We start from the raw sequence: 21,988 nt of genomic DNA, 5'->3' as shown, positions 1-21,988 counted from the left end.
ATAACATAGACTAGATAAACACTAAAAAGCCGCTTTATGTTAAGTCATAAAGCGGCTTTTGTTTGTCTGCTGCTTAAATTATTTAAGTAGGGCTTGGTTTAACCATTGATCAAATTGACCTTTTGGTAATGCACCATTAATCATATCTACACGTTGGCCGTTCTTAAAGACCATGATCGTAGGGATAGAGCGGATCTGATATTGTGCAGCAATTTGTTGTTGAGCTTCCGTATTTACTTTTACACAACGAACTTGGCCATTGCGTTCAGCGGCAACGTCTTCAAATACCGGAGAAAATCCAACACATGGATTACACCACGGGGCCCAGAAGTCGATAACAACAGGTTTATCACTATTCATTAAAGCAGCAAGATTATCAGACGTACCCTCTAATGGTTTTCCATCTAATAGTTGTTCTTTACAACGACCACACGTAGCAGTGTCATTAATACGTTCAATAGGAAGGCGATTGAGTCCATTACACGATGGGCATCGAGATTGAAATTGAGACATGGTATTCCTTTATTATTTTCTGCTATCAGCAGTTTGTGAGCATAAAGAAATAATGGGGGTGCTAAGTGAGATATTCAATTAGAAAGAGTAATAAAAAAGGAGCAAATAGATGCTCCTTAGTATGAAATGGTAAGGTTGGTGAAATTAATCACGCTTCCATAGCATGTGGCAGAACTTGTGTTCAGGATCACGACTTACTAGCATGCGAGCAAAGACATCATCTAAAACATCAGATTCTTCATTAACTAAGCCAATTAAAACTTCAGCGTAGATTTCGCCATCGACATCAAAGCCAACTTGTTCAGACCAGTCATCACCAGTATCTACGACTTCAGCGGCGCCGCGGTCATCAAATTGCAGAGTGAATAATGCAACATCAGCAGGTTCAAGATTGTCTTGAGCCATTTCAAGGAAAATATCATAAGCGACTTCGATTACGTCATCATAGCTAATTAGTTCAGTTGTCATGGTGGTTACCTTTAAAAAATACGCTCATAAATTATCACGAATGTCCTCTATAAGGCTAGAGCTATCAACAAATAGAACGAGCAAACGTTTGCCTTTCGTTGAGGGTAATATCAGTAGTTGCGGCAGAGTTATTCAGCGGCTAAACTTCGCACTTCTTCCATTAGCCAGTTGAATGATTATTTTATGAAATTTCCAGGTCAGCGTAAATCCAAGCATTATTTTCCAGTTCACGCTCGTGATCCATTAGTTAGCCAAGCTCAAGAAACCAAAAAAATGTCGCGTACGCACATTATCGGTATTGATCAAACGTTAGTGGATATTGAAGCTCGAATTGATGATGCTTTTATTGAAAAGTATGGCTTGAGTAAAGGGCACTCACTGGTTATCGATAATGATAAAGCGGAAATGCTTTATAACGAGCTTAAAGATAACAACATGATCACCAACGAATTTGCTGGTGGTACAATTGGTAACACACTTCATAACTACTCAGTATTAGCAGATGATAAATCTACATTGCTAGGTGTGATGAGTGAAGACATTCATATTGGTAGCTACTCATACCGCTACTTATGTAATACGTCTAGCCGAATGGATTTGAACTACCTTCAACCGGTTCCTGGTGCAATTGGTCGCTGTTTTGCGCTTATTAGCCAAGACGGTGAGCGTACGTTTGCGATCAGCGAAGGTGACATGAACCAACTTCGTGCAGAAAGCATTCCAGAGAAAATCTTTAAAAATGCATCTGCATTAGTACTGACTGCTTATTTAGTTCGTTGTAAAGATGGCGACCCAATGCCAGCTGCTACGATGCAAGCTATTGAGTACGCGAAAAAGCATGACGTACCAGTAGTATTGACTATGGGTACTAAGTTTGTTGTTCAAGATGACCCTCAATACTGGCGTGACTTCCTAAACGATCATGTATCAGTGGTTGCTATGAACGAAGAGGAAGGAGAGGCGCTTACTGGTGCATCAGATCCTCTAGAAGCAGCTGATAAGGCTCTTGAATGGGTTGATCTTGTATTGTGTACTGCGGGCCCTGTAGGGCTTTATATGGCGGGTTATACTGAAGACGAAGCGAAGCGTGAAACTTCTTTGCCATTGCTTCCTGGTACGATTGCGGAATTCAACCAATATGAATTTAGCCGTCCTGCTATTAAAGACAGCTGTGAAAACCCAATGAAGGTGTATTCTCATATTTCACCATACATGGGTGGCCCAGAAAAAATCAAGAATACCAATGGGGCAGGTGATGGAGCATTGTCGGCTTTATTACACGATATGGCAGCAAATCATTATCACCGTAATAATGTGCCTAACTCAAGTAAGCATCAGCACTCATACCTAACATACTCTTCGTTTTCTCAAGTATGTAAGTACTCAAACCGTGTAAGCTTTGAAGTATTAGCGCAACATTCACCACGTTTATCTCGTGGTTTACCAGAGCGTGAAGATTCGTTAGAAGAGTCGTACTGGGAAAGATAATTTCAGCATCTATTTAATATAGAAGTAGATGATATAAAAAACGGAAGCCTTAGAGCTTCCGTTTTTGTTTCTGGCTTTAAGATTAAGCGCTAATTTTTGTACTTAATACAAATGATTCATTAGGTTGAATTACTTTAGCTGTTTCTAGACTTGCTGCATGATAGGTTGATTCAACACACACCATAGTTTGATAACCATCATTGTTCATGTCACCCATAGATTCAGCGCCTTCAACCCACGGATTCCAGATAACCGCTGCATTGTGTCCTGAATTAGTAACAGACAATGTACGTTGTGTATCAGAGACTAGGACGGTGTTTTCTGGCTGAGTGTAAACACGATCAACAGCCGCATCAATCGATAATGTATCACCGCCCGAACATACTTTCCCTTCCAGTAAGCCATCAATATAGCTTGATCCCATACCGGTAATTGTTGTCGCGTTAATATCAGCAACATTTAGGTATGTGTGTAATGCTCCTGAGCAGTTCCACGCTTTATCATCTGTGTTTTTTGCATCAAGAGTAATCGTTAGCTGATCGCCAATTTCTACAGTTAAGCGCGCTTCAAATTCAAATGGCCAAATAGCTTTGGTTTCTTCAGACGTTTTTAACCCAAGAACCACCATAACGCCATTTTTGTTTTCACGATGCTCTACTAATGTCCAAGCGCTATTACGAGCAAAACCGTGTGCAGGGTTTGCGATACGACCAAACCAAGGCCAACATACAGGCACGCCCCCACGAATTGCTTTATCAGGGTTAAAAATAGCGTCTTTGCTCATCCAAATCAGGTCGTCTTGCCCTTTTGGAGTGAAAGATAATACATGACCACCGTGTAATGAAATTGCGGCTTCTGCTTTCTCATGAAGTACACGAACCACTTTTACATCGTCTAATTGAGCAATGGTAACGCAATCAGATAACACACTGATGGTTGGAAGGTGAGTAAGATTCATAGGTGACTCCTAAAATAGTAAATACGTATTCTTTTTTAGATACTTTCTACCAAGCTAATTGCAAAGGTCAGTGGTAGTCGATTATCGAAAAGGAATAGATACTTATATTAATGTAATAATCTACAGGTAATTCTCTAATTTGGCATTAAATTACAGATACAAAAAAGGCGACAATTAAGTCGCCTTTCATTCTTAAAAGATTACTAAAACCTTTTAAGTTAGCTTTCAAAGAAAGTCTAAACTAATGCTTACTTAGAAACGTGAGCGATTAGATCAAGAACTTTGTTTGAGTAACCGATTTCGTTGTCGTACCAAGATACAAGCTTAACGAATTTGTCAGTTAGAGCAACACCAGCTGCAGCATCAAATACTGAAGTTTGTGTTTCGCCGATGAAGTCTTGAGAAACAACAGCTTCGTCTGTGTAACCTAGAACGCCAGCGTATTCGTTTTCAGAAGCACGCTTCATTTCAGCACAGATTTCTTCGTAAGTTGCAGCAGTTTTTAGGTTAACTGTAAGGTCAACAACAGAAACGTTTGCAGTTGGTACGCGGAAAGCCATACCAGTTAGAAGGCCGTTAAGCTCAGGAATTACTTTACCTACTGCTTTAGCTGCACCAGTTGAAGATGGGATGATGTTTTGAGAAGCACCACGGCCACCACGCCAGTCTTTCGCAGAAGGACCATCTACAGTTTTTTGAGTTGCTGTAGTTGCGTGAACTGTAGTCATAAGACCAGATTCAATGCCCCACTTGTCGTTAAGTACTTTAGCGATAGGTGCAAGACAGTTAGTAGTACAAGAAGCGTTAGAAACGATATCTTGACCAGCGTAATCTGCAGCGTTAACGCCCATAACGAACATTGGTACGTCACCAGAAGGACCAGTAAGAACTACTTTCTTAGCGCCAGCTGTGATGTGTTTACGAGCAGTTTCGTCAGTAAGGAAAAGACCAGTAGCTTCAGCAACAACGTCAACGTTGATTGCATCCCACTTAAGTTCTTCTGGGTTACGTTCAGCTGTAACACGTACAGTTTTGCCGTTAACTACTAGGTTACCGTCAACTACTTCAACAGTACCGTTGAAACGGCCGTGAGTTGAATCGTACTTAAGCATGTAAGCCATGTATTCAACGTCGATAAGATCGTTAATACCAACAACTTCGATGTCATTGCGCTCTACAGATGCACGGAAAACAAAACGTCCAATACGGCCAAAACCGTTAATACCTACTTTGATAGTCATTATATGTTGCTCCACAACGTAAATTTGATTTTCAGGTTTAAATTAACTGGTAGTAAAATTACAAAATCCTGAGCCAACCTGCAAGCGAAAATGCCATTTATCTTGTTTAAAATCAAAAAAAAGACCATATTCTGTTAACATAAAGAAAAATTCTTACGTAATTTATAGAAAGTCTGGTTATTTAATAACCTTAGTGACATGTTATGAAAAATAGTGACATAACTGTTAATGTCATTTTGCTGGGTTGCTGTAAAATTACTTCAGCAAATTATGTGCTACAAAGGTGATTATAAGCAAGGTTTAATTTAAATAAGTATTAAGGGGTAGATAGAGATATGGACAAATCAAAATCGTTTTCAGATCTGACAGAAGCAGATTGGCGAGGTAAATTGACTCAAGAAGAGTTTGATATTTGCAGAAAACAAGGCACAGAAGCCCCTTTTTCTGGCAAGCTATTGCATAATAAAGCGACAGGTACTTATGCATGTACCTGTTGTCAGGCTGTGTTATTTTCTTCTGAAAACAAATATGACTCAGGGTGTGGTTGGCCAAGTTTTGATGCACCAGTAAATGATCAGGCTATTTTATATATAGAAGATAATAGTCATGGTATGCAAAGAACAGAGATCCGTTGTCGTCAGTGCGACAGTCATTTAGGTCATGTATTTAATGATGGGCCGAAAACGACAGGCGAGCGTTTTTGTGTAAACTCAGTTTCTTTGTTTTTCGGTGAGAAAGAGTAATCAATTAGTTTCTATCGTTTAATTTAAATGTAACTAGATCTAATTGAAGATAAAAAAAGGAGCAATGTGCTCCTTTTTTAGTTCTTAAACTGTTATTTATTTTCAGTAGGTAATAAAGAGGCCTTAAAAGCTAAGTTATCTATGCTCTCTTTTATTAGCTCACTTGCTTGTTTGAGTCTTTCTTTTTCAACGTCAGTAAATTGATATAACAAATCAAGTTGTTGTTCAGAGGCAACTTGTAATTCATACCCTTTTCCAACAAGCGCCCAAACATAAGCGTGCTCTTTGTTCTTTTCTTTATGATTAATACTGGCGAGTGATTTAATTACCGTCGTATGCTGATTGTTGTCATAATCTTGCTCAGTAAGTAGTTCTAGCGCATGGTTAAGTATAAGGATGGTCTTATTACCATCTCGCTGGGTATAAAAGGTTGCGAGTGCATATTGTAGCTCTGTTGTTTCAAGTACATTGGTACCTTCTAACTGCAAGAAAGCGCGTAAGGCATTTTTATCACCAGTTGCCCAACGATAAAAAAGTACTTTTGGTTCCTTTGAGTCTTTTAGTTCTAAAGTAAGTGCATCAATTGCATCATACGTATCTAGCAAGGCTTCGGTTCGTTTTGATTTTATTTCTTTTGCAGTAATAGGTTCTATTTGCGCTGCTGATGTCAAGCAAGTCTGATATTGATGAGTTGCTTTGATCGTTTTTAATTTATCTAAGTCACTATTACTTTTTAATACATCAAATCGATTAAGGATAAGAGCATCACGTTGTGAGCGACATTGACCGTCATTCATATTCAGTTGAGCACATTGTAAAGCTTCATGATCTTCACACAGTTGTTCAGTTGTCGGCTTAGAATCAAAGCAAGCTGATAATAAAAATGCAGTGGGAATAAGTAGAGCGAGTCGTCGAATAGTTAAAAACATGGTAATCCTGTAGAAATAAAAAAGGAAACGTGATCCATTACACCAATTTATCGGCAGCTTATTGACTAACATTAATCAAAAGATATGGTTTGCTTGCTGTTCATATTAGAGAGTACATAATGGATATTAGTAAATTATTAGAGTCGATGACACCGGAAGTATTTCAAAATCTACAATATGCGGTAGAGACTGGAAAGTGGCACAATGGAACTGCATTATCGGCAGAGCAAAGAAGTACTTGTATGCAGGCGATGATGTTGTATCAATCAAAACATAATAAAGAAGCGCAACACATGACGGTAGCTAAAGGTGGTGAAATCAGCCTTAAATCCAAAGCAGAATTAAAAAAGCAATTTTCAAAAGGACAAGAAGATATTGTTCGGGTTAATGTATCGTCATAATGATTTTTTGGCTTAATATCTCATCGTTAAGAATATTAATGCAACATTGATCCCAAAAAGAATCTATAAAATTGTCGATAAGAGTTTACTCGCGTAAGTTGTCGGCAATATCATAAAACTGAAGAACAAGTACGATGAAAAAAACAAAAGGACAGGTTTTAACTAAATTTGCTGCCATTACTGCAGTGTTCATATTACTTGCTGTTATTGCCGCGCCAAAATTCTTAGGTAATGAGCCAGTAAGCAATACTGCTCAAGGCTCATTAACGCTTTACACTGAATAAAATAGTTTCAGTGAGTTAGAAAATTAACGCGAGTTTGTATTTACAACTCTTTCATGAGGTTCTGGAAGCTCGCTACCACAGTGCTTACAATGCATTGCATCAGATTCATGCCCCCCTTTTACACAGTTCGGACACCGAACTAGATCCCTATGAGTGTTCATCTCTTGATTTAATTCAGCGGTAATTATCCCTGTAGGTACTGCTAGAATTGAGTAACCAAGTAACATTGTTATCGACGCAATTGCTTTACCTAATGCGGTATGAGGCACTAGATCGCCATAACCCACTGTAGTGATCGTCACAATTGCCCAATAAATACTTTGTGGAATACTGGTAAACCCATTTTCAGGTCCTTCTATCACAAACATTAGCGATCCAAATACAGAGACTAAAATAGCGACGGTACTAAAGAAAATAAATATCTTTCGCTTTGCCATTAGTAGTGAGCGTAGAAGTATATTTGAGTCTTGTAAGTAGCGAACAAGTTTTAATACTCTGAAGATCCTCATTACTCGCAATAGTCGAATGATTGCAATGTAGCTAGCACTTGGGAAGAAGAGGGCTAGATACGTAGGTAAAATAGCGAGTAAATCAATTACCCCATAAAAGCTTTTCGCATATGAACTTGGTTTTGGTGAGCAATATAATCGTAAAATATATTCGAGTGTGAATATTGCGGTAAAAATATATTCTAAACGCCACAGTAGTTCTCCATAGACAGCGTTGACTGAACTAATAGAGTCTAAGATTAGTGTTGCTTGAGAAGTCAGGATCAACACAATTAAGGCGATATCAAATCTTTTCCCTCCTTTCGTATGAGTACCAAAAATGATGGTATATAAATAGTGCTTCATTCGTTTCGTTTTCATAAATGTTGTTAGCGTCCAAGTCATTGCTCTTGAATAAGAATAATGAAAAAAATAGTGACTCTCCACCTTAACTTTATGGGGATTCGTGCGTTATCCCTCTTAAGTAGTAAGAATATTAATAATATAGTGATCTAGCTCAAGTTATTAAGTGGATAAAAGATGTGAATTTAATACGAGTTATGCCACTCTTTAGTGGCACGGAGATTTCACCACAATTTGTCTTTTTTGACCGTTATTGTGTAACTTTATTACAACTTAATTTTTTCGTATTAATAGAATTATTATTAATACCTGTTGTGACTTAGATCTTAAGTGAATGTAAGTTTGTGATATAAATCACTTTTATTGTGAGATGTCCGTAAGGGGTAAGACGAAAGTGGTAAATAAATTCTCATAACTGATCTGAATCAATACTTTTCAAATTGTGAAAGAATATAATCAGTTTTGAAAGCAATTTACTAAGAAAGCAAAGCAAGGTAACTAAGATAAATGGTTAAGCTGAGCTGCAAAAAAGGATAAAAAGCAGAATCCTTACTAAATAGTTTTTAATGAATTTTATAGTTTTTATTTTTAGGAGAAACAATATGCCTGTAACTAATTTAGCTGAACTTGATGCTCTGGTAGCACGCGTTAAAGCGGCGCAAAAAGAATTTGCTAACTTTCCTCAAGAGAAAGTTGATGCAATCTTCCGTGCAGCATCTCTAGCAGCTTCAACAGCTCGTATTGAACTAGCAAAAATGGCAGCAACTGAATCTGGCATGGGTATCATGGAAGATAAAGTTATCAAAAACCACTTTGCTTCTGAGTTTATTTACAATAAATACAAAGATGAACTAACGTGTGGCATCATCGATCGTAACGATGAAGGTGGCACGATCACTATTGCTGAACCTCTAGGTATTGTTTGTGCAATCGTTCCAACAACAAACCCTACTTCAACAGCAATCTTTAAAGCGTTAATCTGTCTTAAAACTCGTAACGGTTGTATCTTCTCTCCACACCCACGCGCTAAAAATGCAACTAACTACGCTGCTAAAGTAGTATTAGATGCAGCAATTAAAGCGGGTGCACCAAAAGACATCATTGGTTGGATTGACCAACCATCTGTTGAATTATCAAACGGCCTAATGAAGCATGACGACATCAACATGATCCTTGCTACTGGTGGTCCAGGCATGGTTAAAGCGGCTTACTCTTCAGGTAAACCTGCAATCGGTGTTGGCGCGGGTAACACACCTGTAGTTATCGACGAAACTGCTGATATCAAACGTGCTGTTTCTTCTATCCTAATGTCTAAAACATTCGATAACGGTGTTATCTGTGCTTCTGAGCAAGCGGCAATCGTTGTTGAATCTATTTACGACGAAGTTAAAGCTCGTTTCGCTAAATACGGCGCGGTTGTTCTAAGCAAAGAAGACGCAAATAAAGTACGTAAAGTACTGCTTATCGATGGCGCACTTAACGCTAACATCGTTGGCCAACCAGCATACAAAATTGCTGAGCTAGCAAATGTTAAAGTACCTACTTCTACTAAAATTCTTATCGGTGAAGGCCTAGAAGCTTCATGGGATGACGAATTTGCTCATGAAAAACTATCTCCAACTCTAGGTCTATTCAAAGCGAAAGATTTTGAAGATGCAGTACGTCAAGCGGGCATCGTATTAGACATAGGTGGTGTTGGTCATACTTCAGTACTTTATACAGACCAAGATAATAACGAAGAGCGTATTACGTACTTCGGTGACAAAATGAAAACTGCTCGTATTCTTGTGAATACACCAGCATCTCAAGGTGGTATCGGTGACCTTTACAACTTTGAATTAGCACCTTCACTAACGTTAGGTTGTGGTTCTTGGGGTGGTAACGCTATCTCTGAAAACGTAGGTCCTAAGCACCTTATCAACAAGAAAATTGTAGCTAAGCGAGCAGAAAATATGTTGTGGCATAAACTACCAAAATCTATCTACTTCCGTCGCGGTTGTTTACCAATTGCAATGACAGACCTTGAAGGTAAAAAACGTGCATTAATCGTTACTGACCGTTTCTTATTCAACAATGGTTACATCGATGACCTACGCTCAATCTTGAAAGAGAAAGGCATGGAAGTTGAAGTGTTCCATGAAGTAGAAGCAGATCCAACATTAGCAGTAGTTAAAGCTGGTGCTGAAGCATGTGCAAGCTACCAACCTGATGTTATCTTAGCGGTTGGTGGTGGTTCACCGATGGATGCTGCGAAAATCATGTGGGTTATGTACGAGCACCCAGAAACTGATTTCGAAGACCTATCTATGCGCTTTATGGATATCCGTAAACGTATTTACAAGTTCCCTAAAATGGGTCAAAAAGCTGAACTAGTATGTATCACAACTACTTCTGGTACAGGTTCTGAAGTTACACCATTTGCTGTTGTAACAGATGAAAAAACAGGTCAAAAATACCCATTAGCAGATTACGAGCTAACGCCAAACATGGCTGTTGTTGATGCTAACCTTGTAATGGATATGCCTAAGTCTTTATGTGCATTCGGTGGTTACGATGCAGTAACTCACGCATTAGAAGCTTACGTTTCTGTTCTTGCAAACGAATACTCAGACGGTCACGCTCTGCAATCACTTAAGATGCTTAAAGAGTACTTACCAAGCTCTTACGCTAACGGTAAGAAAGATCCAATCGCTCGTGAGAAAGTTCACAATGCAGCAACAATCGCTGGTATGTCTTTTGCGCAGTCTTTCCTAGGTGTGTGTCACTCAATGGCGCATAAATTAGGTGCAGAATTCCACATTCCACATGGCCTTGCTAACGCATTATTAATTGCTAACACAGTACGTTTTAATGCGACTAACAACCCAACTAAACAAGCTGCTTTCTCTCAGTACGACCGTCCTAAAGCACGTGCTCGTTACGCTGAAATCGCAGAGCATTTAGGTTACCGTGAAGGTAATACTGAAACGAAAGTTAATGCATTACTTGGTTGGTTAGAAGAGCTTAAAATTGCACTGGATATTCCAATGTCAATTCAAGCGGCTGGCGTTAACGAAGCTGAATTCATGGCAAAAGTGGATTCAATTGCTGAAGATGCGTTTGATGACCAATGTACTGGTGCTAACCCACGTTACCCATTGATCAAAGAGCTTAAAGAAGTATTAATCGCTTCTTACTACGGTACGGCTTACGCTGACGTAATGGATGCACCAGAAGTGAAAGCAGAAGTTAAAGCGAAAAAAGCAAAGAAATAATTCGATGCTAAATAAGCTAAGATGTTTTCATTAATAATTTGAAAATATTGAAATGAAAAAAACCACCTTACTTTATAAGGTGGTTTTTTTATGTCTGTAATTTAGGCTTAAGCTATTAGAAGGAGGTATCGCTCTGATGGTGGTTTAATTGGTAAAGAAGCGGTGTTCGTTAAGCGGTTGCTTCAATAATCCGACCATTAAAGTAATCATTTTCAAGAATATATTCTGTGTTTTTTATAAGTTCTTGGTTAATTAAATTGAAGTTAAGTTCTGAAGATGTAGAAGAGAAGCGAGGAGCTACGCCACCAATGCGGATATTGAAGGGATTTAATTCTTTAGCCCAACTTTTTGTTAATCCTGCGAGTAATGCGGTCGAGCTTTCAACCGTTTTATCTTGCTGTGAATGCTCGTGATACCCTAAATTGATGATAACGCCTTCTTTGTTATGATCGCGCATATGTTGAGCGGCAAATTGACCATAAGTAAATAGAGTTGTCGCTAATTCAGTTAATTGAAAAGAGCAATGATTTTGGTGAGGCGTGAATAAACTTGGAAGGGCAACGTCAGTGTAGTTATTAATTAATACATCGATACCATGAGAACACTTATCATCAATAGCATGAAATAAATGGCAGATACTCTCTGAAGATTGATCCTTTAACTCAAAACTGATCACATTTTTATTAAGCTGACTACAGAGGCGATCTGTTTCAGCAAGTGCATCGCTATTGGAGTCTGCAATAATAAGAAGAGCACCAAGTGAGGCAAAATGGCAAGCAACTGCTCGACCCATAAAATTGCCAGCTGATGTGATCAGAATGGTTGAATGTTCAATTTTCATAGCATCCTTCCTTAGAAGAGCAGAATTAACTGAAATAGGTGCTATTAATATGGGATAGAAATGGGATATCTGCTGTGAGGTTTGTTGAAAATGAGGTTTAAATTGCATTCAATGATAGGATTTATGCACTAACTCACATAATTTCTATGAATAGGTTGTAAGGGTAATGCAGTAAACAGTGATGAATAGAGTAGAGACTTAACAAAGAAGATTAAGTGAGAGTTAAACGTATAGATTCATTTCTGAATGACGCTTAGCAGTAACTAGTTCATTGTAAAGATCTTGAGGGATAGCATTAAAAATCTCGTTACCTGATTCTAATTGACGGCGTTGGTGTCCAGATAAATTGTGGTAAACATCTTCTGGTAAATTACACGTGTCTTGAGGCATATAAGCCATTGCATCTGGTGCTAGACCATATTGCAACTTAGCACTAGCTAAACCGCCATTATGAAACTGGTTCGCTTGAGAAGCGGCACGAGAATAGCTCTCTTCATTGCTACGTAATATTTGAGCATCTGCAAGTTGAAAGCGTTGACGAAGCAGATCTTCGGTTACTTTCTTTTCATCTATTTTTTCAACAGGTGTATTTTCACGTAAGTCATTAGACAGTAAAGACATCATTAGGGCGAAATCTGCACGGCGACCTGCTTCCATAGCATGGTTTAGGTTTGAACCGTATTGAATTTCACTGATTAACTCGGCTTTATCTAAAGTATGTACTTTCATGAATCAATTCCTCTTGATGATAAATACTTATCGGAAAAGGATTCAAAAACTTTAGTCTTTTTAGGAAAAAAATTGCCGTTTTTTTAATTTATTTTATAGGTAGGGCAAAGTGTTACCGCAAAATAAGGAAAATAAAAAAGGCCAGTATAAATACTGACCTCTTTGAGGCGATAATAACCATGAACGAGTCTGGTGATTATGCAATAAATTATTTAGCTAGGTTTTCTTCTACGAAAGACCAGTTTACTAGAGACCAGAACGCACCCATGTAGTCAGGACGTACGTTACGGAAATCGATGTAGTAAGCGTGTTCCCATAGGTCAACAGTAAGAAGTGGTGTAACGCCTTCTTCTGTTAGTGGAGTGCCAGCGTTTGATGTGTTAACGATAGCTAGAGAACCGTCAGCGTTCTTAACAAGCCAAGTCCAAGAAGAACCAAAGTTGTTGATCGCAGAATCTGTGAATTGTGCTTTGAACTCTTCGAAAGAACCAAATGCAGCATCGATTGCAGCAGCAACAGCGCCAGTTGGTTGGCCGCCAGCGTTTGGAGCTAGACAGTTCCAGTAGAACGTGTGGTTCCAGATTTGAGCTGCGTTATTGAAAACACCACCAGTAGAAGTTTTGATGATCTCTTCTAGTGTTTTGCCTTCAAATTCAGTACCAGGGATAAGACCATTAAGTTTAACCACGTAAGTGTTGTGGTGTTTACCGTGGTGGTAATCTAAAGTCTCAGCTGAGATATGTGGTTCTAATGCGTCTTTTGCGAATGGTAGAGCTGGTAATTCAAATGACATTGCTCATGTCTCCATGTTGTAAGAGGTCTACGCCTCACTAAATTCCAAAAATATACACTCAATTGAGTGTAGAATTTATTCTGACTTCGATCTGATTCTAGCAAGTTTTGATTTTATTAAAAGAAAAAGTGGTGAATTTTCAATAAATAATACCACTACAAATATTAGGTATTTTTTTCTGGCTGCATAACAAGTAGAATGGATACAACTTAGTGTCGACCCATTAGAGGATACAATGGAAACTATCGATAAGATCAAGCAACAAATTGCTGAAAACCACATCATTCTATACATGAAAGGCTCACCTAAGCTTCCAAGCTGTGGTTTTTCATCTCAAGCTTCTCAAGCGCTAATGAATTGCGGCGAGAAATTTGCTTATGTAGATATCCTACAAAACCCAGACATTCGTGCTGAACTTCCAGCATACGCACAATGGCCTACCTTCCCACAACTTTGGGTTGAAGGTGAGCTAATTGGCGGTTGTGACATCATTCTTGAAATGTTCCAAAAAGGCGAATTAAAGCCGTTAGTTCAAGAAGCTGCGCAACGTAATGCTCCTGAAGCTGAGTAATAAGTTAGAACGGTCATAATTATTTATGATTTGTTTAAAAAAAGCCCCGTAAATGAATACGGGGCTTTTTTATTATCTAGAGATTAGTAACTAACCGTTTCAGAACTAAATTGTTCATTTACTTAAGGACATTAGTATTGGCATGACCTAATCAAGATCATGTAGATGCTTTGGCTTTTTCAAAAGCAAGAGTCTGTAATTTTGCTAAGGTAGAGGTACCTTTTTGCAATCTAGCAAGCCACTTCGTTTCAACATACTCTTTCTCATCATCAAGCTTCATCTCGCAATACACTAAATAAACAATATAAGCGGTTTCATAATCGGTAATATCAGCATGTTGAATATCTGAGATCAAGCGATTAGCCTCGCCATATCGGTTCATCTTTAATTGCCATAATGCCGAAAGTGCTCTTTGTGCAGAAGTGCAAGGGATCCCACGTAAGCGACCTTTTAATTTTGCACTAACACGTTGCCAAGCGCTTTCTGGAGACCATTCTTGTAGGATCTCTTCTGGCGCTAGAAATAGATCACCCCAGGCGGCCATAGCTCGCTTTCCTGCTGAATCAAAGGCCGAATGTGGTAATAAATAAGCGTATTTTGTCAGTAAGTCGAACGCATCATATCGTTCGCCTTTTGCTAGAAGCGCCCACGTTAAGTGACTAAATCGTAAGTAGGAATAGGGAGCAAGCTCGAATCCTTTTTTCCAATAGCGAATGGCAATAGATAAATTATCACGTTTAAAGGCAATTTGTGCTTTTAAGTCTAATAGGTGAAGACTGCTGGTTTCATTTTTTTGGAGTAATGAGTCAACTAATTGATTAGCAGAGTCAAAGTCATTTTGTGCTATGTAGATTTCTGCTTGCTGAATCTCAACATCAACAGACTCTTTAATGATAGATAACAAGGCTTTATTGACGCTTAAGGCTTCAGATAATCGGTTTACTTTAATTAAGCGAGAAGTAAGTTTACGCATTGAGTCTTTGAGAATTATCTTATTTGGTGCTTTAAAAATAAGGGGCTTAACTCCTGAAAGCCCGTCCTTTGTGTAAGCGGCGATCATCCCCATAGCGAATTGACGTTTAATTAAGTCATGGTTAATGACCTTGATGATCTCCTCTGGGCGGATTGGCTTTTGAATGTATTTTTCTGGGATGTAATCCGTGTAGGCTAACTCAATTTGTGGGTCTTCATTACCCGTCACTATATAAACAAGTGTGTTGTCGGTAATTAACTTTAGTAAACGCAGTTGTTCTAGCATTTGAAGACCAGTACTTCCATGACCTAAATTGTGGTCGACGAAAAGGACATCAAATTTTTGTTGTTTACAGTTGCCAACGGCAGCACCAGCAGTTGGGCAACAAACAATATTATTTGTTGGAACGCCTATGCGACTAAGCAATGCTCTAATAGCATTTTGAATAACGGTACTGTCATCAATGATGAGAAAAGAGGAAAGCTTAATTAATTTCATGCAAGATAATAGGCCGTGATTAAGGAGAGCGAGAGTATAACAACTGTCTCTGTGAAATATAGATAAAGCGGAGGTATAGTGTGAAAAATATTTGATCTTAATGCAAAAAGCAGCAGGATTAACTGCTGCTTTTATATGGTTTTCTGTTTATTCATCAATGTGATAAATAAGCATTATAATGATTCATATAAATGAACTATAAAACCATTGCTGCAATCCAACCAAATGCGATTAGTGGTAGATTGTAGTGCAAGAAAGTAGGGACAACGGTTTCCCATACGTGTTCATGTTGACCATCTGCATTTAGGCCAGACGTTGGACCTAAGGTTGAATCTGAAGCAGGAGAGCCAGCATCACCTAACGCAGCAGCGGTACCAACCAAGGCGATAGTAGCCATTGGAGAGAAGCCAAATGCTACCGCAAGAGGTACATAAATAGTTGCAATAATTGGGATGGTAGAGAAAGAAGAACCAATACCCATAGTTACCAATAAACCGACAATCAGCATAAGTAATGCAGCTAATGGTTTATTATCACCAATTGATGTTGATAAAGCTTGTACAAGAGTTTCAACTCCGCCTGTCGCTTTCATTACCGCCGCAAAGCCTGCAGCAGAAATCATAATGAAGCCAATCATAGCCATCATATGAACACCACGAGTAAAGACGTCTTGAGTTTCTTTCCAAGCAATGACACCACCAAAAGTGAACACCATGAAACCAGCTAGTGCACCAACAATCATTGAGCCTGTTGCTAATTGAACAGATAGTGCGGCAATAATAGCAACAATTGAGATTTGGATATGACGTTTATTAAACGTTGGCGTCGCATTTGTTGCTTGCATCTCTGCATTATCAATATCAGCATAAGTACGTGGCTTACGGTAAGAGATAAATACAGCAATAAGAAGGCCGGTTACCATTCCTAGAGCAGGCAGAGCCATTGCTAGAGGAACTTGGCTTGCAACGACATCTAGATTGTTGTCATGCAGATTTTTTAACAAAATATTGTTTAAAAAGATGCCACCAAAGCCAACAGGAAGGATCATGTATGGAGTTACTAGACCAAATGTTAGAACACAAGCAATTAAACGACGATCAAGTTTTAGCTTATTAAATACTTGGATTAGTGGTGGGATCAAGATTGGAATAAACGCGATGTGAACAGGTACCACGTTTTGAGATGAGATTGTAATTAATAAAATTAGGCAAAGTAAAAGATACTTAACACCAGTCGCGGCATGTAGATTGTCTTTGCCATTAATACGTTTAATTACGTTATGCGCTAATAAGTCAGTAACACCTGATTTTGAAATAGCAACAGCAAACGCACCGAGCATAGCATAGCTTAATGCAATCGTTGCACCGCCACCTAAGCCACCTTCAAACGCTGAAATAGTATCAGATAATGATAAACCACCCACTAATCCACCGATTAGTGCACTGAACGTTAAGGCAACGACAACGTTAACTCTAAGTAAAGCGAGAATAAGCATTACTGAAACAGAAAGAATGATTGGATTCATTTTGTTTAGTTTCCCTGTAAATGTTGTGTAGTCATATTAACCAGTAAACAAGCACGATAACGGTGCTTGCTTCTGGTTGATATCAGCAAATAGCCAATTAATTATTATTAGTATTTTCTTCTTCAGTTTCTGGTAATAGAGGCCAGCCACCAAGGTCTTTCCACTTGTTCACAATATGACAGAATAATTCTGCTGTTTTTTCTGTATCGTAAAGTGCTGAGTGGGCTTCTTTTCCATCAAAATCAATCTTTGCGGTTTTACACGCTTTTGCCAATACTGTTTGACCAAGGGCTAAGCCACTGATTGCAGCAGTATCAAAGGTGCAGAAAGGATGGAAAGGAATGCGTTTTAATTTAGCTCGTTCAGAGGCTTCCATCACAAAGCTGTGATCGAAATTTGCATTATGAGCGACCATGATCGCGCGGCGACAATCATGCTGTTTTTGTTCTTTTCGGATCAGTTTGTAAATTTCTTTTAAAGCAACATCTTCGGTTACTGCGCCACGCAAAGGACTGAATGGGTCGCGGATACCATTAAATTCTAATGCTTCTTTTTCAAGATTCGCGCCTTCAAATGGAGCTACATGGTAATGAATAGTACTAGCCGGTTTTAAATAACCTTCTGCATCCATTGCAAGTGTGACTGCACAAATTTCAAGTAAAGCGTCAGTTTTTGAATTAAAACCAGCGGTCTCAACGTCAATAACTACAGGGAAATAACCACGAAATCGGTTTTTTAATAAATTATGTTGCTCTACTTCAGTCATCATTCGGTACGTAAGAAAATGTTGGCGCTATTATTACAGATTATCGTTAGCATAAAAACTGTAAATAAGGTGTGATGAGGATATATTTTTTGAAGATAGTGAAAGGATAAATCAAATGAAGAGTCGATGTGAGTATTGTTGGTCTAATTTTTGCTTGAGTTAAGCTATCGTCAACGGCATGACCCATAGATTTAGGTATTATGAAAAAAACACTGTTAACTTCAGCTTTGTTAGTAAGCTCACTGATTGCTACGCCAGTATTAGCAAATAAGAACTATGTAGCTAAGCCTGAGCAATCAAAATGGTCGATGTTAGAAAACTCGCCATTGGAGTGTCGTTTATCTCACAATATTCCTAATTACGGAAATGCAGAATTCTCTTCGTTTGCTAATAAAAAGATGAATTTGGACTTTGAACTGAAAATGAATCGCCCAATGGGAGAGACTCGTTCAGTTAATTTAGTGTCTATGCCACCACGTTGGACCCCAGGTGAAAGCGCAGATTCAATGACAAATTTGAAATTCTTTAAACAATTTGATGGTTATGTTGGTGGAACGACGGCATGGTCAATGCTAGCTGAATTAGAAAATGGACGTTTTCCTACTTTTACTTATGCAGATTGGCAGAGTCCTAAGCAATTGATTGAAGTTGCTCTTTCTCCAGTCGTTTTTCAGAAAACCTACAACGTATTTAGCATGTGCATTGCTAACTTATTACCGTACAGCTTTGAAGATATCTCATTTACGATTCTACACTTTGATAAGAACAGTGATGAATTAAATAAAGCATCGAAAAAGCGCTTATCTCAAATTGCTGATTTCATTAAATACACCAAAGATGTGGATTTAGTTTTGGTTGCTACCTATACCGATTCGAGTGGTAGTAAAAATGTGAACCAACAAGTATCTGAACGACGAGCGGTGAAACTTCAAAATTATTTTGAATCGATTGGCTTACCTGCTGACCGTATTCGAGTTCAATCTTATGGTGAACGTCGTCCTATTGCTGATAACGCAACACCAATCGGTAAGAATAAAAACCGACGCGTGGTTATCTCTTTAGGTAGAACGATTATTTAATGGCTTTAAGTCATAGTGACTCTAAAAATTATAATGTTTAAAGAAAGGTGTCTATTGATAGGCACCTTTTTTATTGCAGCTTGAAACTGGCAATCAACTCACATTGTACTGTGGTATCTATGTGTTGTATGTGCTTTGCAATCGCTGGATTTGGGTGTCGTTTCATAAAGTCTAAAAGCGCATTTTTACAACAACCTAGGTTAGAAACAAACGATTCGCAATCACTTCTTGGGCACTGAGGTACAAGAGTAAGCACTTTTTCTGAGGCTATTTCTAAATATTTTAGTTCGAATCGACTGTCATTTTGACTTCGCCAGAACTGCGCTAGATTATGGCAAGAAATAACTGAGATTGTTATTTGATCAATAAGACTGACTTCATCGCGTTTTGTTAACTCTTCTGAAATAGCAAAGGCCTGTTGATAATGAAGAATGGTACGCCAGAAGTCTTTATTCTTAAAAGATTGTTCCGCTAATATAGTGTGTTTTTCCCATAGTTCTATCATGATATTCCCTCAATTGGTCTTCTTTCAATTATGGAAATACTCTAATTGAGAATAGTTGTCATTTAAATGATTGGATATAAAAAAACCTGCCTAGATCGCAGGTTTTATTCAATTGAGTGTTTATTATCCGATCAGGCTAAGAAATTAGCCCTCTAGACCAGCTGAAGCACTCTTATTTTGGATAAGTTCAATCATGTAGCCATCAGGATCTTTTACAAACGCAATATGTGTTGAGCCACCTTTTACTGGGCCTGCTTCACGAGTGATATTACCACCAACAGCTTTAATTGCATCACACGTTTGGTATACATCATCAACACCAATGGCAATATGACCAAAAGCCGTACCCATATTATATGTTTCTGTGCCCCAGTTATACGTTAATTCGATAACTGCACCTTGAGACTCATCACCGTAACCAAGAAAGGCAAGAGTGTATTTGTATTCTTCATTCGTATTTTGGCGAAGAAGATCCATACCCATTACTTTTGTGTAAAATTCGATTGATTTATCTAAATCACCGACACGGATCATTGTGTGTAAAATACGTCCATTAGCCATTGTTTTGCTCCAGTTTTTAGTCTTATTTTAAAATATCTGTTTTTTTAGATGTCTGTTTTTTCTTTGAATTCACAGAGATCTTCAATCATGCAACTGCCACAACGAGGTTTACGAGCGATGCAGGTATAGCGTCCATGTAAGATCAACCAGTGATGAACATCTAGTTTGAATTCTTTTGGGACTACTTTTAGTAATTTCTTCTCTACATCGTTAACGGTTTTACCCATTGCCAGTTTGGTTCGATTAGATACTCGATATATATGAGTATCAACCGCAATGGTTGGCCAACCAAATGCAGTGTTAAGCACTACATTTGCTGTTTTATGACCGACCCCCGGTAGCGCTTCTAATGCATCTTGATCTTCTGGGATCTCACTATCATGAAGATCAATCAACATCTGGCAGGTTTTGATGACATTTACTGCCTTAGTATTGAATAAACCAATGGTCTTAATATACGTTTTTAGGCCGTCAACCCCTAAGTCTAAAATAGTTTGAGGCGTGTTTGCTACAGGATAAAGTTTACGAGTGGCTTTATTCACACTGACATCAGTTGCCTGCGCTGATAATAAAACTGCGATCAATAATTCAAACGGCGTAGACCATTCAAGCTCAGTTTGAGGATGTGGGTTATCGGCTCGTAAGCGTTCTAATATTTCTCGACGTTTTACATTATTCATTCCGCTTAATGTCCTTAATTATGATACTCGTGCTCGTTCGATTTTTTCTTTTTCTTGCTTAGGTTGGCGATCCGCTAACTTTTTATCAATGACATTTTTCAGAGCAATAAGAAAACCAACCCCTAGAAAAGCTCCTGGTGGAAGCATGGCTAATAGGAAGTGGCTATCGACATGAAATAGCTCAATACGTAATATCGTTGCCCAATCGCCTAATAATAAATCAGCACCATCAAATAACGTACCGTTACCAAGCACTTCACGCATCGCACCTAATAGGACAAGCACCGCTGTCATACCAAGTCCCATCCATAATCCGTCAAGAGCTGCAGGTATAGGGTCATTTTTAGATGCGAACGCTTCTGCACGGCCTATGATGATACAGTTGGTTACAATAAGAGGAATAAATATGCCCAGTGATAGATATAAACCATAAGCATACGCATTCATTAATAATTGAACGCAGGTTACGAGTGATGCAATGATCATTACAAAGACAGGAATACGGACTTCTTGTGGGATCCACTGACGAACTAATGAAACGATCACGTTTGAGCCAACAAGAACTAAAGTTGTAGCTATGCCTAACCCTAGTGCATTGGTCACTGTTGCTGAAACGGCAAGTAAAGGACAGAGCCCTAATAATTGTACAAGGGCAGGGTTATTATCCCATAAGCCATTTTTAATTAATTCTTTATGAAGTGCCATTAGTTAGCCTCGCAATTAAGGGGAAGAGTTTGTAACTCCTCTTGATGCGTTTTATAGAACCATACCGCTCTTTTTACCGCTTTTACAACAGCGCGTGGTGTGATAGTTGCCCCTGTGAATTGATCAAATTGGCCGCCATCTTTTTGAACAGCCCAGTTTTTATCTTCAAGGTTATCAACCGTTTTACCTAAGAATGCATCAACCCATCGAGTAATTCGTATATCAATCTTATCACCTAAACCAGGGGTTTCTTGATGAGATAATACTCGAACACCTGTCACCATCGCTTCAGAATCGACACCAACAATGATCTTAATTGCACCGCTGTAACCATCTGGCGCAATCGCTTCTATAGCTGCGCCTGAGTGCTTACCATCTAATGAAGCTAAATAAATAGGCATTGGTTGTTCAGAACCTAAAGCTTCTTGGTTTGTCACTAAGATGCACGCTTTATAGAGTTCATTGTCATGCTGTGCTTTTGGCACAACTTGGTTAAGTGTAGACAGCAATTGTTGTTGTTGCTGGTAAGCAATTTGATCTTTTGTCAGTGCGAAAGTAATCGTTACTAAAGCCGTTGACGCAATGGCGAAAAGCACCAGAACAAGGCTGCTTTTTTTCATGGTTTTTAGCAT

Annotated in this window: 24 protein-coding genes; 7 read left to right on the top strand and 17 right to left on the bottom strand. The window is 38.6% G+C overall.

The features are described 5' to 3' along the window. Positions 1 to 78 precede the first annotated feature (78 nt). Both trxC and ED622_RS15310 read right to left on the bottom strand, forming a co-directional pair. The gene (gene trxC / locus ED622_RS15315) at positions 79 to 513 is read right to left on the bottom strand and encodes a thioredoxin TrxC (protein ID WP_045101658.1); all 435 of its coding nucleotides are present in this window, start codon (positions 511 to 513) and stop codon (positions 79 to 81) included. A gap of 144 nt (positions 514 to 657) precedes the next feature. Then, positions 658 to 981, bottom strand: a complete 324-nt coding sequence (locus ED622_RS15310; protein ID WP_045101659.1) for an HI1450 family dsDNA-mimic protein — start codon at positions 979 to 981, stop codon at positions 658 to 660. Positions 982 to 1,164: 183 nt separating this feature from the next. Between ED622_RS15310 and ED622_RS15305 the strand changes: the two genes are divergently transcribed. Next, positions 1,165 to 2,469 (top strand): inosine/guanosine kinase, encoded by a 1,305-nt coding sequence (locus ED622_RS15305; protein WP_122035496.1) that lies wholly within the window; start codon positions 1,165 to 1,167, stop codon positions 2,467 to 2,469. An 82-nt stretch (positions 2,470 to 2,551) separates the two neighbouring features. Here the strand turns inward: ED622_RS15305 and ED622_RS15300 are convergent, their stop codons facing one another. Together ED622_RS15300 and gap are read right to left on the bottom strand one after the other, a co-directional pair. Then, entirely contained in the window at positions 2,552 to 3,427 is an 876-nt protein-coding gene (locus ED622_RS15300; RefSeq protein ID WP_122035495.1) for a D-hexose-6-phosphate mutarotase, read from the bottom strand. A 248-nt stretch (positions 3,428 to 3,675) separates the two neighbouring features. Further along, on the bottom strand, positions 3,676 to 4,668 hold the full coding sequence (gene gap / locus ED622_RS15295) for a type I glyceraldehyde-3-phosphate dehydrogenase (RefSeq protein WP_122035493.1): 993 nt from the start codon (positions 4,666 to 4,668) through the stop codon (positions 3,676 to 3,678). A gap of 335 nt (positions 4,669 to 5,003) precedes the next feature. On the opposite strand from gap, the gene msrB reads away from it, so the two are divergent. Continuing rightward, positions 5,004 to 5,411: a peptide-methionine (R)-S-oxide reductase MsrB gene (msrB, locus tag ED622_RS15290; protein WP_122035491.1), complete on the top strand. Its 408-nt coding sequence runs from the start codon at positions 5,004 to 5,006 to the stop codon at positions 5,409 to 5,411. 92 nt (positions 5,412 to 5,503) lie between these two features. Here the strand turns inward: msrB and ED622_RS15285 are convergent, their stop codons facing one another. Next, positions 5,504 to 6,340 (bottom strand): DUF2989 domain-containing protein, encoded by an 837-nt coding sequence (locus tag ED622_RS15285; RefSeq protein ID WP_122035489.1) that lies wholly within the window; start codon positions 6,338 to 6,340, stop codon positions 5,504 to 5,506. Positions 6,341 to 6,459: 119 nt separating this feature from the next. Between ED622_RS15285 and ED622_RS15280 the strand changes: the two genes are divergently transcribed. Together ED622_RS15280 and ED622_RS19970 are read left to right on the top strand one after the other, a co-directional pair. Beyond that, the gene (locus tag ED622_RS15280; RefSeq protein WP_162922533.1) at positions 6,460 to 6,741 is read left to right on the top strand and encodes a YeaC family protein; all 282 of its coding nucleotides are present in this window, start codon (positions 6,460 to 6,462) and stop codon (positions 6,739 to 6,741) included. 134 nt (positions 6,742 to 6,875) lie between these two features. After that, the gene (locus ED622_RS19970) at positions 6,876 to 7,025 is read left to right on the top strand and encodes a hypothetical protein (protein WP_162922532.1); all 150 of its coding nucleotides are present in this window, start codon (positions 6,876 to 6,878) and stop codon (positions 7,023 to 7,025) included. A gap of 23 nt (positions 7,026 to 7,048) precedes the next feature. Here the strand turns inward: ED622_RS19970 and ED622_RS15275 are convergent, their stop codons facing one another. Beyond that, positions 7,049 to 7,894, bottom strand: a complete 846-nt coding sequence (locus ED622_RS15275) for an ion transporter (protein ID WP_122036141.1) — start codon at positions 7,892 to 7,894, stop codon at positions 7,049 to 7,051. Between the two features lie 584 nt (positions 7,895 to 8,478). Here ED622_RS15275 and adhE point away from each other — a divergent pair. After that, the gene (gene adhE, locus ED622_RS15270; protein WP_122035487.1) at positions 8,479 to 11,130 is read left to right on the top strand and encodes a bifunctional acetaldehyde-CoA/alcohol dehydrogenase; all 2,652 of its coding nucleotides are present in this window, start codon (positions 8,479 to 8,481) and stop codon (positions 11,128 to 11,130) included. Positions 11,131 to 11,299: 169 nt separating this feature from the next. Here the strand turns inward: adhE and ED622_RS15265 are convergent, their stop codons facing one another. From ED622_RS15265 to sodB, 3 genes are all read right to left on the bottom strand, one after another. Further along, on the bottom strand, positions 11,300 to 11,971 hold the full coding sequence (locus ED622_RS15265; protein WP_122035485.1) for an SDR family oxidoreductase: 672 nt from the start codon (positions 11,969 to 11,971) through the stop codon (positions 11,300 to 11,302). A 222-nt stretch (positions 11,972 to 12,193) separates the two neighbouring features. Continuing rightward, on the bottom strand, positions 12,194 to 12,700 hold the full coding sequence (locus ED622_RS15260; protein WP_122035483.1) for a VC2046/SO_2500 family protein: 507 nt from the start codon (positions 12,698 to 12,700) through the stop codon (positions 12,194 to 12,196). A 208-nt stretch (positions 12,701 to 12,908) separates the two neighbouring features. After that, positions 12,909 to 13,493, bottom strand: coding sequence for a superoxide dismutase [Fe] (gene sodB / locus ED622_RS15255; RefSeq protein WP_122035481.1), 585 nt, complete (start codon positions 13,491 to 13,493; stop codon positions 12,909 to 12,911). 235 nt (positions 13,494 to 13,728) lie between these two features. On the opposite strand from sodB, the gene grxD reads away from it, so the two are divergent. Continuing rightward, positions 13,729 to 14,064, top strand: coding sequence for a Grx4 family monothiol glutaredoxin (grxD, locus tag ED622_RS15250; RefSeq protein ID WP_060990545.1), 336 nt, complete (start codon positions 13,729 to 13,731; stop codon positions 14,062 to 14,064). 157 nt (positions 14,065 to 14,221) lie between these two features. On the opposite strand, the gene ED622_RS15245 is transcribed toward grxD, so the two are convergent. The 3 genes from ED622_RS15245 to rnt form a co-directional block, all read right to left on the bottom strand. Beyond that, positions 14,222 to 15,535: a response regulator gene (locus tag ED622_RS15245; RefSeq protein ID WP_122035479.1), complete on the bottom strand. Its 1,314-nt coding sequence runs from the start codon at positions 15,533 to 15,535 to the stop codon at positions 14,222 to 14,224. A 196-nt stretch (positions 15,536 to 15,731) separates the two neighbouring features. Further along, entirely contained in the window at positions 15,732 to 17,060 is a 1,329-nt protein-coding gene (locus tag ED622_RS15240; protein WP_122035477.1) for a Na+/H+ antiporter family protein, read from the bottom strand. Positions 17,061 to 17,157: 97 nt separating this feature from the next. Then, positions 17,158 to 17,826, bottom strand: a complete 669-nt coding sequence (gene rnt, locus ED622_RS15235) for a ribonuclease T (RefSeq protein WP_174213457.1) — start codon at positions 17,824 to 17,826, stop codon at positions 17,158 to 17,160. A gap of 200 nt (positions 17,827 to 18,026) precedes the next feature. Between rnt and ED622_RS15230 the strand changes: the two genes are divergently transcribed. Beyond that, positions 18,027 to 18,905 carry an OmpA family protein gene (locus tag ED622_RS15230; RefSeq protein WP_122035473.1) on the top strand — a complete coding sequence of 293 codons (879 nt, stop codon included), beginning with the start codon at positions 18,027 to 18,029 and terminating at the stop codon, positions 18,903 to 18,905. A 70-nt stretch (positions 18,906 to 18,975) separates the two neighbouring features. Here ED622_RS15230 and ED622_RS15225 read toward each other — a convergent pair whose 3' ends face one another. The 5 genes from ED622_RS15225 to rsxG all read right to left on the bottom strand — a co-directional run bounded on the left by ED622_RS15225 (position 18,976) and on the right by rsxG (position 21,988). Continuing rightward, complete coding sequence (locus tag ED622_RS15225) at positions 18,976 to 19,410, bottom strand: DUF2753 domain-containing protein (protein WP_122035471.1); 435 nt, start codon at positions 19,408 to 19,410, stop codon at positions 18,976 to 18,978. Positions 19,411 to 19,554: 144 nt separating this feature from the next. Next, positions 19,555 to 19,971 (bottom strand): lactoylglutathione lyase, encoded by a 417-nt coding sequence (gene gloA, locus ED622_RS15220; protein ID WP_122035469.1) that lies wholly within the window; start codon positions 19,969 to 19,971, stop codon positions 19,555 to 19,557. Positions 19,972 to 20,015: 44 nt separating this feature from the next. Then, positions 20,016 to 20,651 (bottom strand): endonuclease III, encoded by a 636-nt coding sequence (nth, locus tag ED622_RS15215; protein ID WP_122035468.1) that lies wholly within the window; start codon positions 20,649 to 20,651, stop codon positions 20,016 to 20,018. An 18-nt stretch (positions 20,652 to 20,669) separates the two neighbouring features. Further along, on the bottom strand, positions 20,670 to 21,356 hold the full coding sequence (locus ED622_RS15210; RefSeq protein WP_122035466.1) for an electron transport complex subunit E: 687 nt from the start codon (positions 21,354 to 21,356) through the stop codon (positions 20,670 to 20,672). Continuing rightward, the gene (gene rsxG / locus ED622_RS15205) at positions 21,356 to 21,988 is read right to left on the bottom strand and encodes an electron transport complex subunit RsxG (RefSeq protein WP_122035464.1); all 633 of its coding nucleotides are present in this window, start codon (positions 21,986 to 21,988) and stop codon (positions 21,356 to 21,358) included. The genes ED622_RS15210 and rsxG overlap by 1 nt, the downstream gene beginning before the upstream one ends.

The sequence above is a fragment of the Aliivibrio sp. EL58 genome (assembly GCF_900312675.1).
GTDB lineage: Bacteria > Pseudomonadota > Gammaproteobacteria > Enterobacterales > Vibrionaceae > Aliivibrio.
Note: the sequence above shows the minus strand (reverse complement) of the source record. Positions and strands in the feature narration are given on the sequence as shown.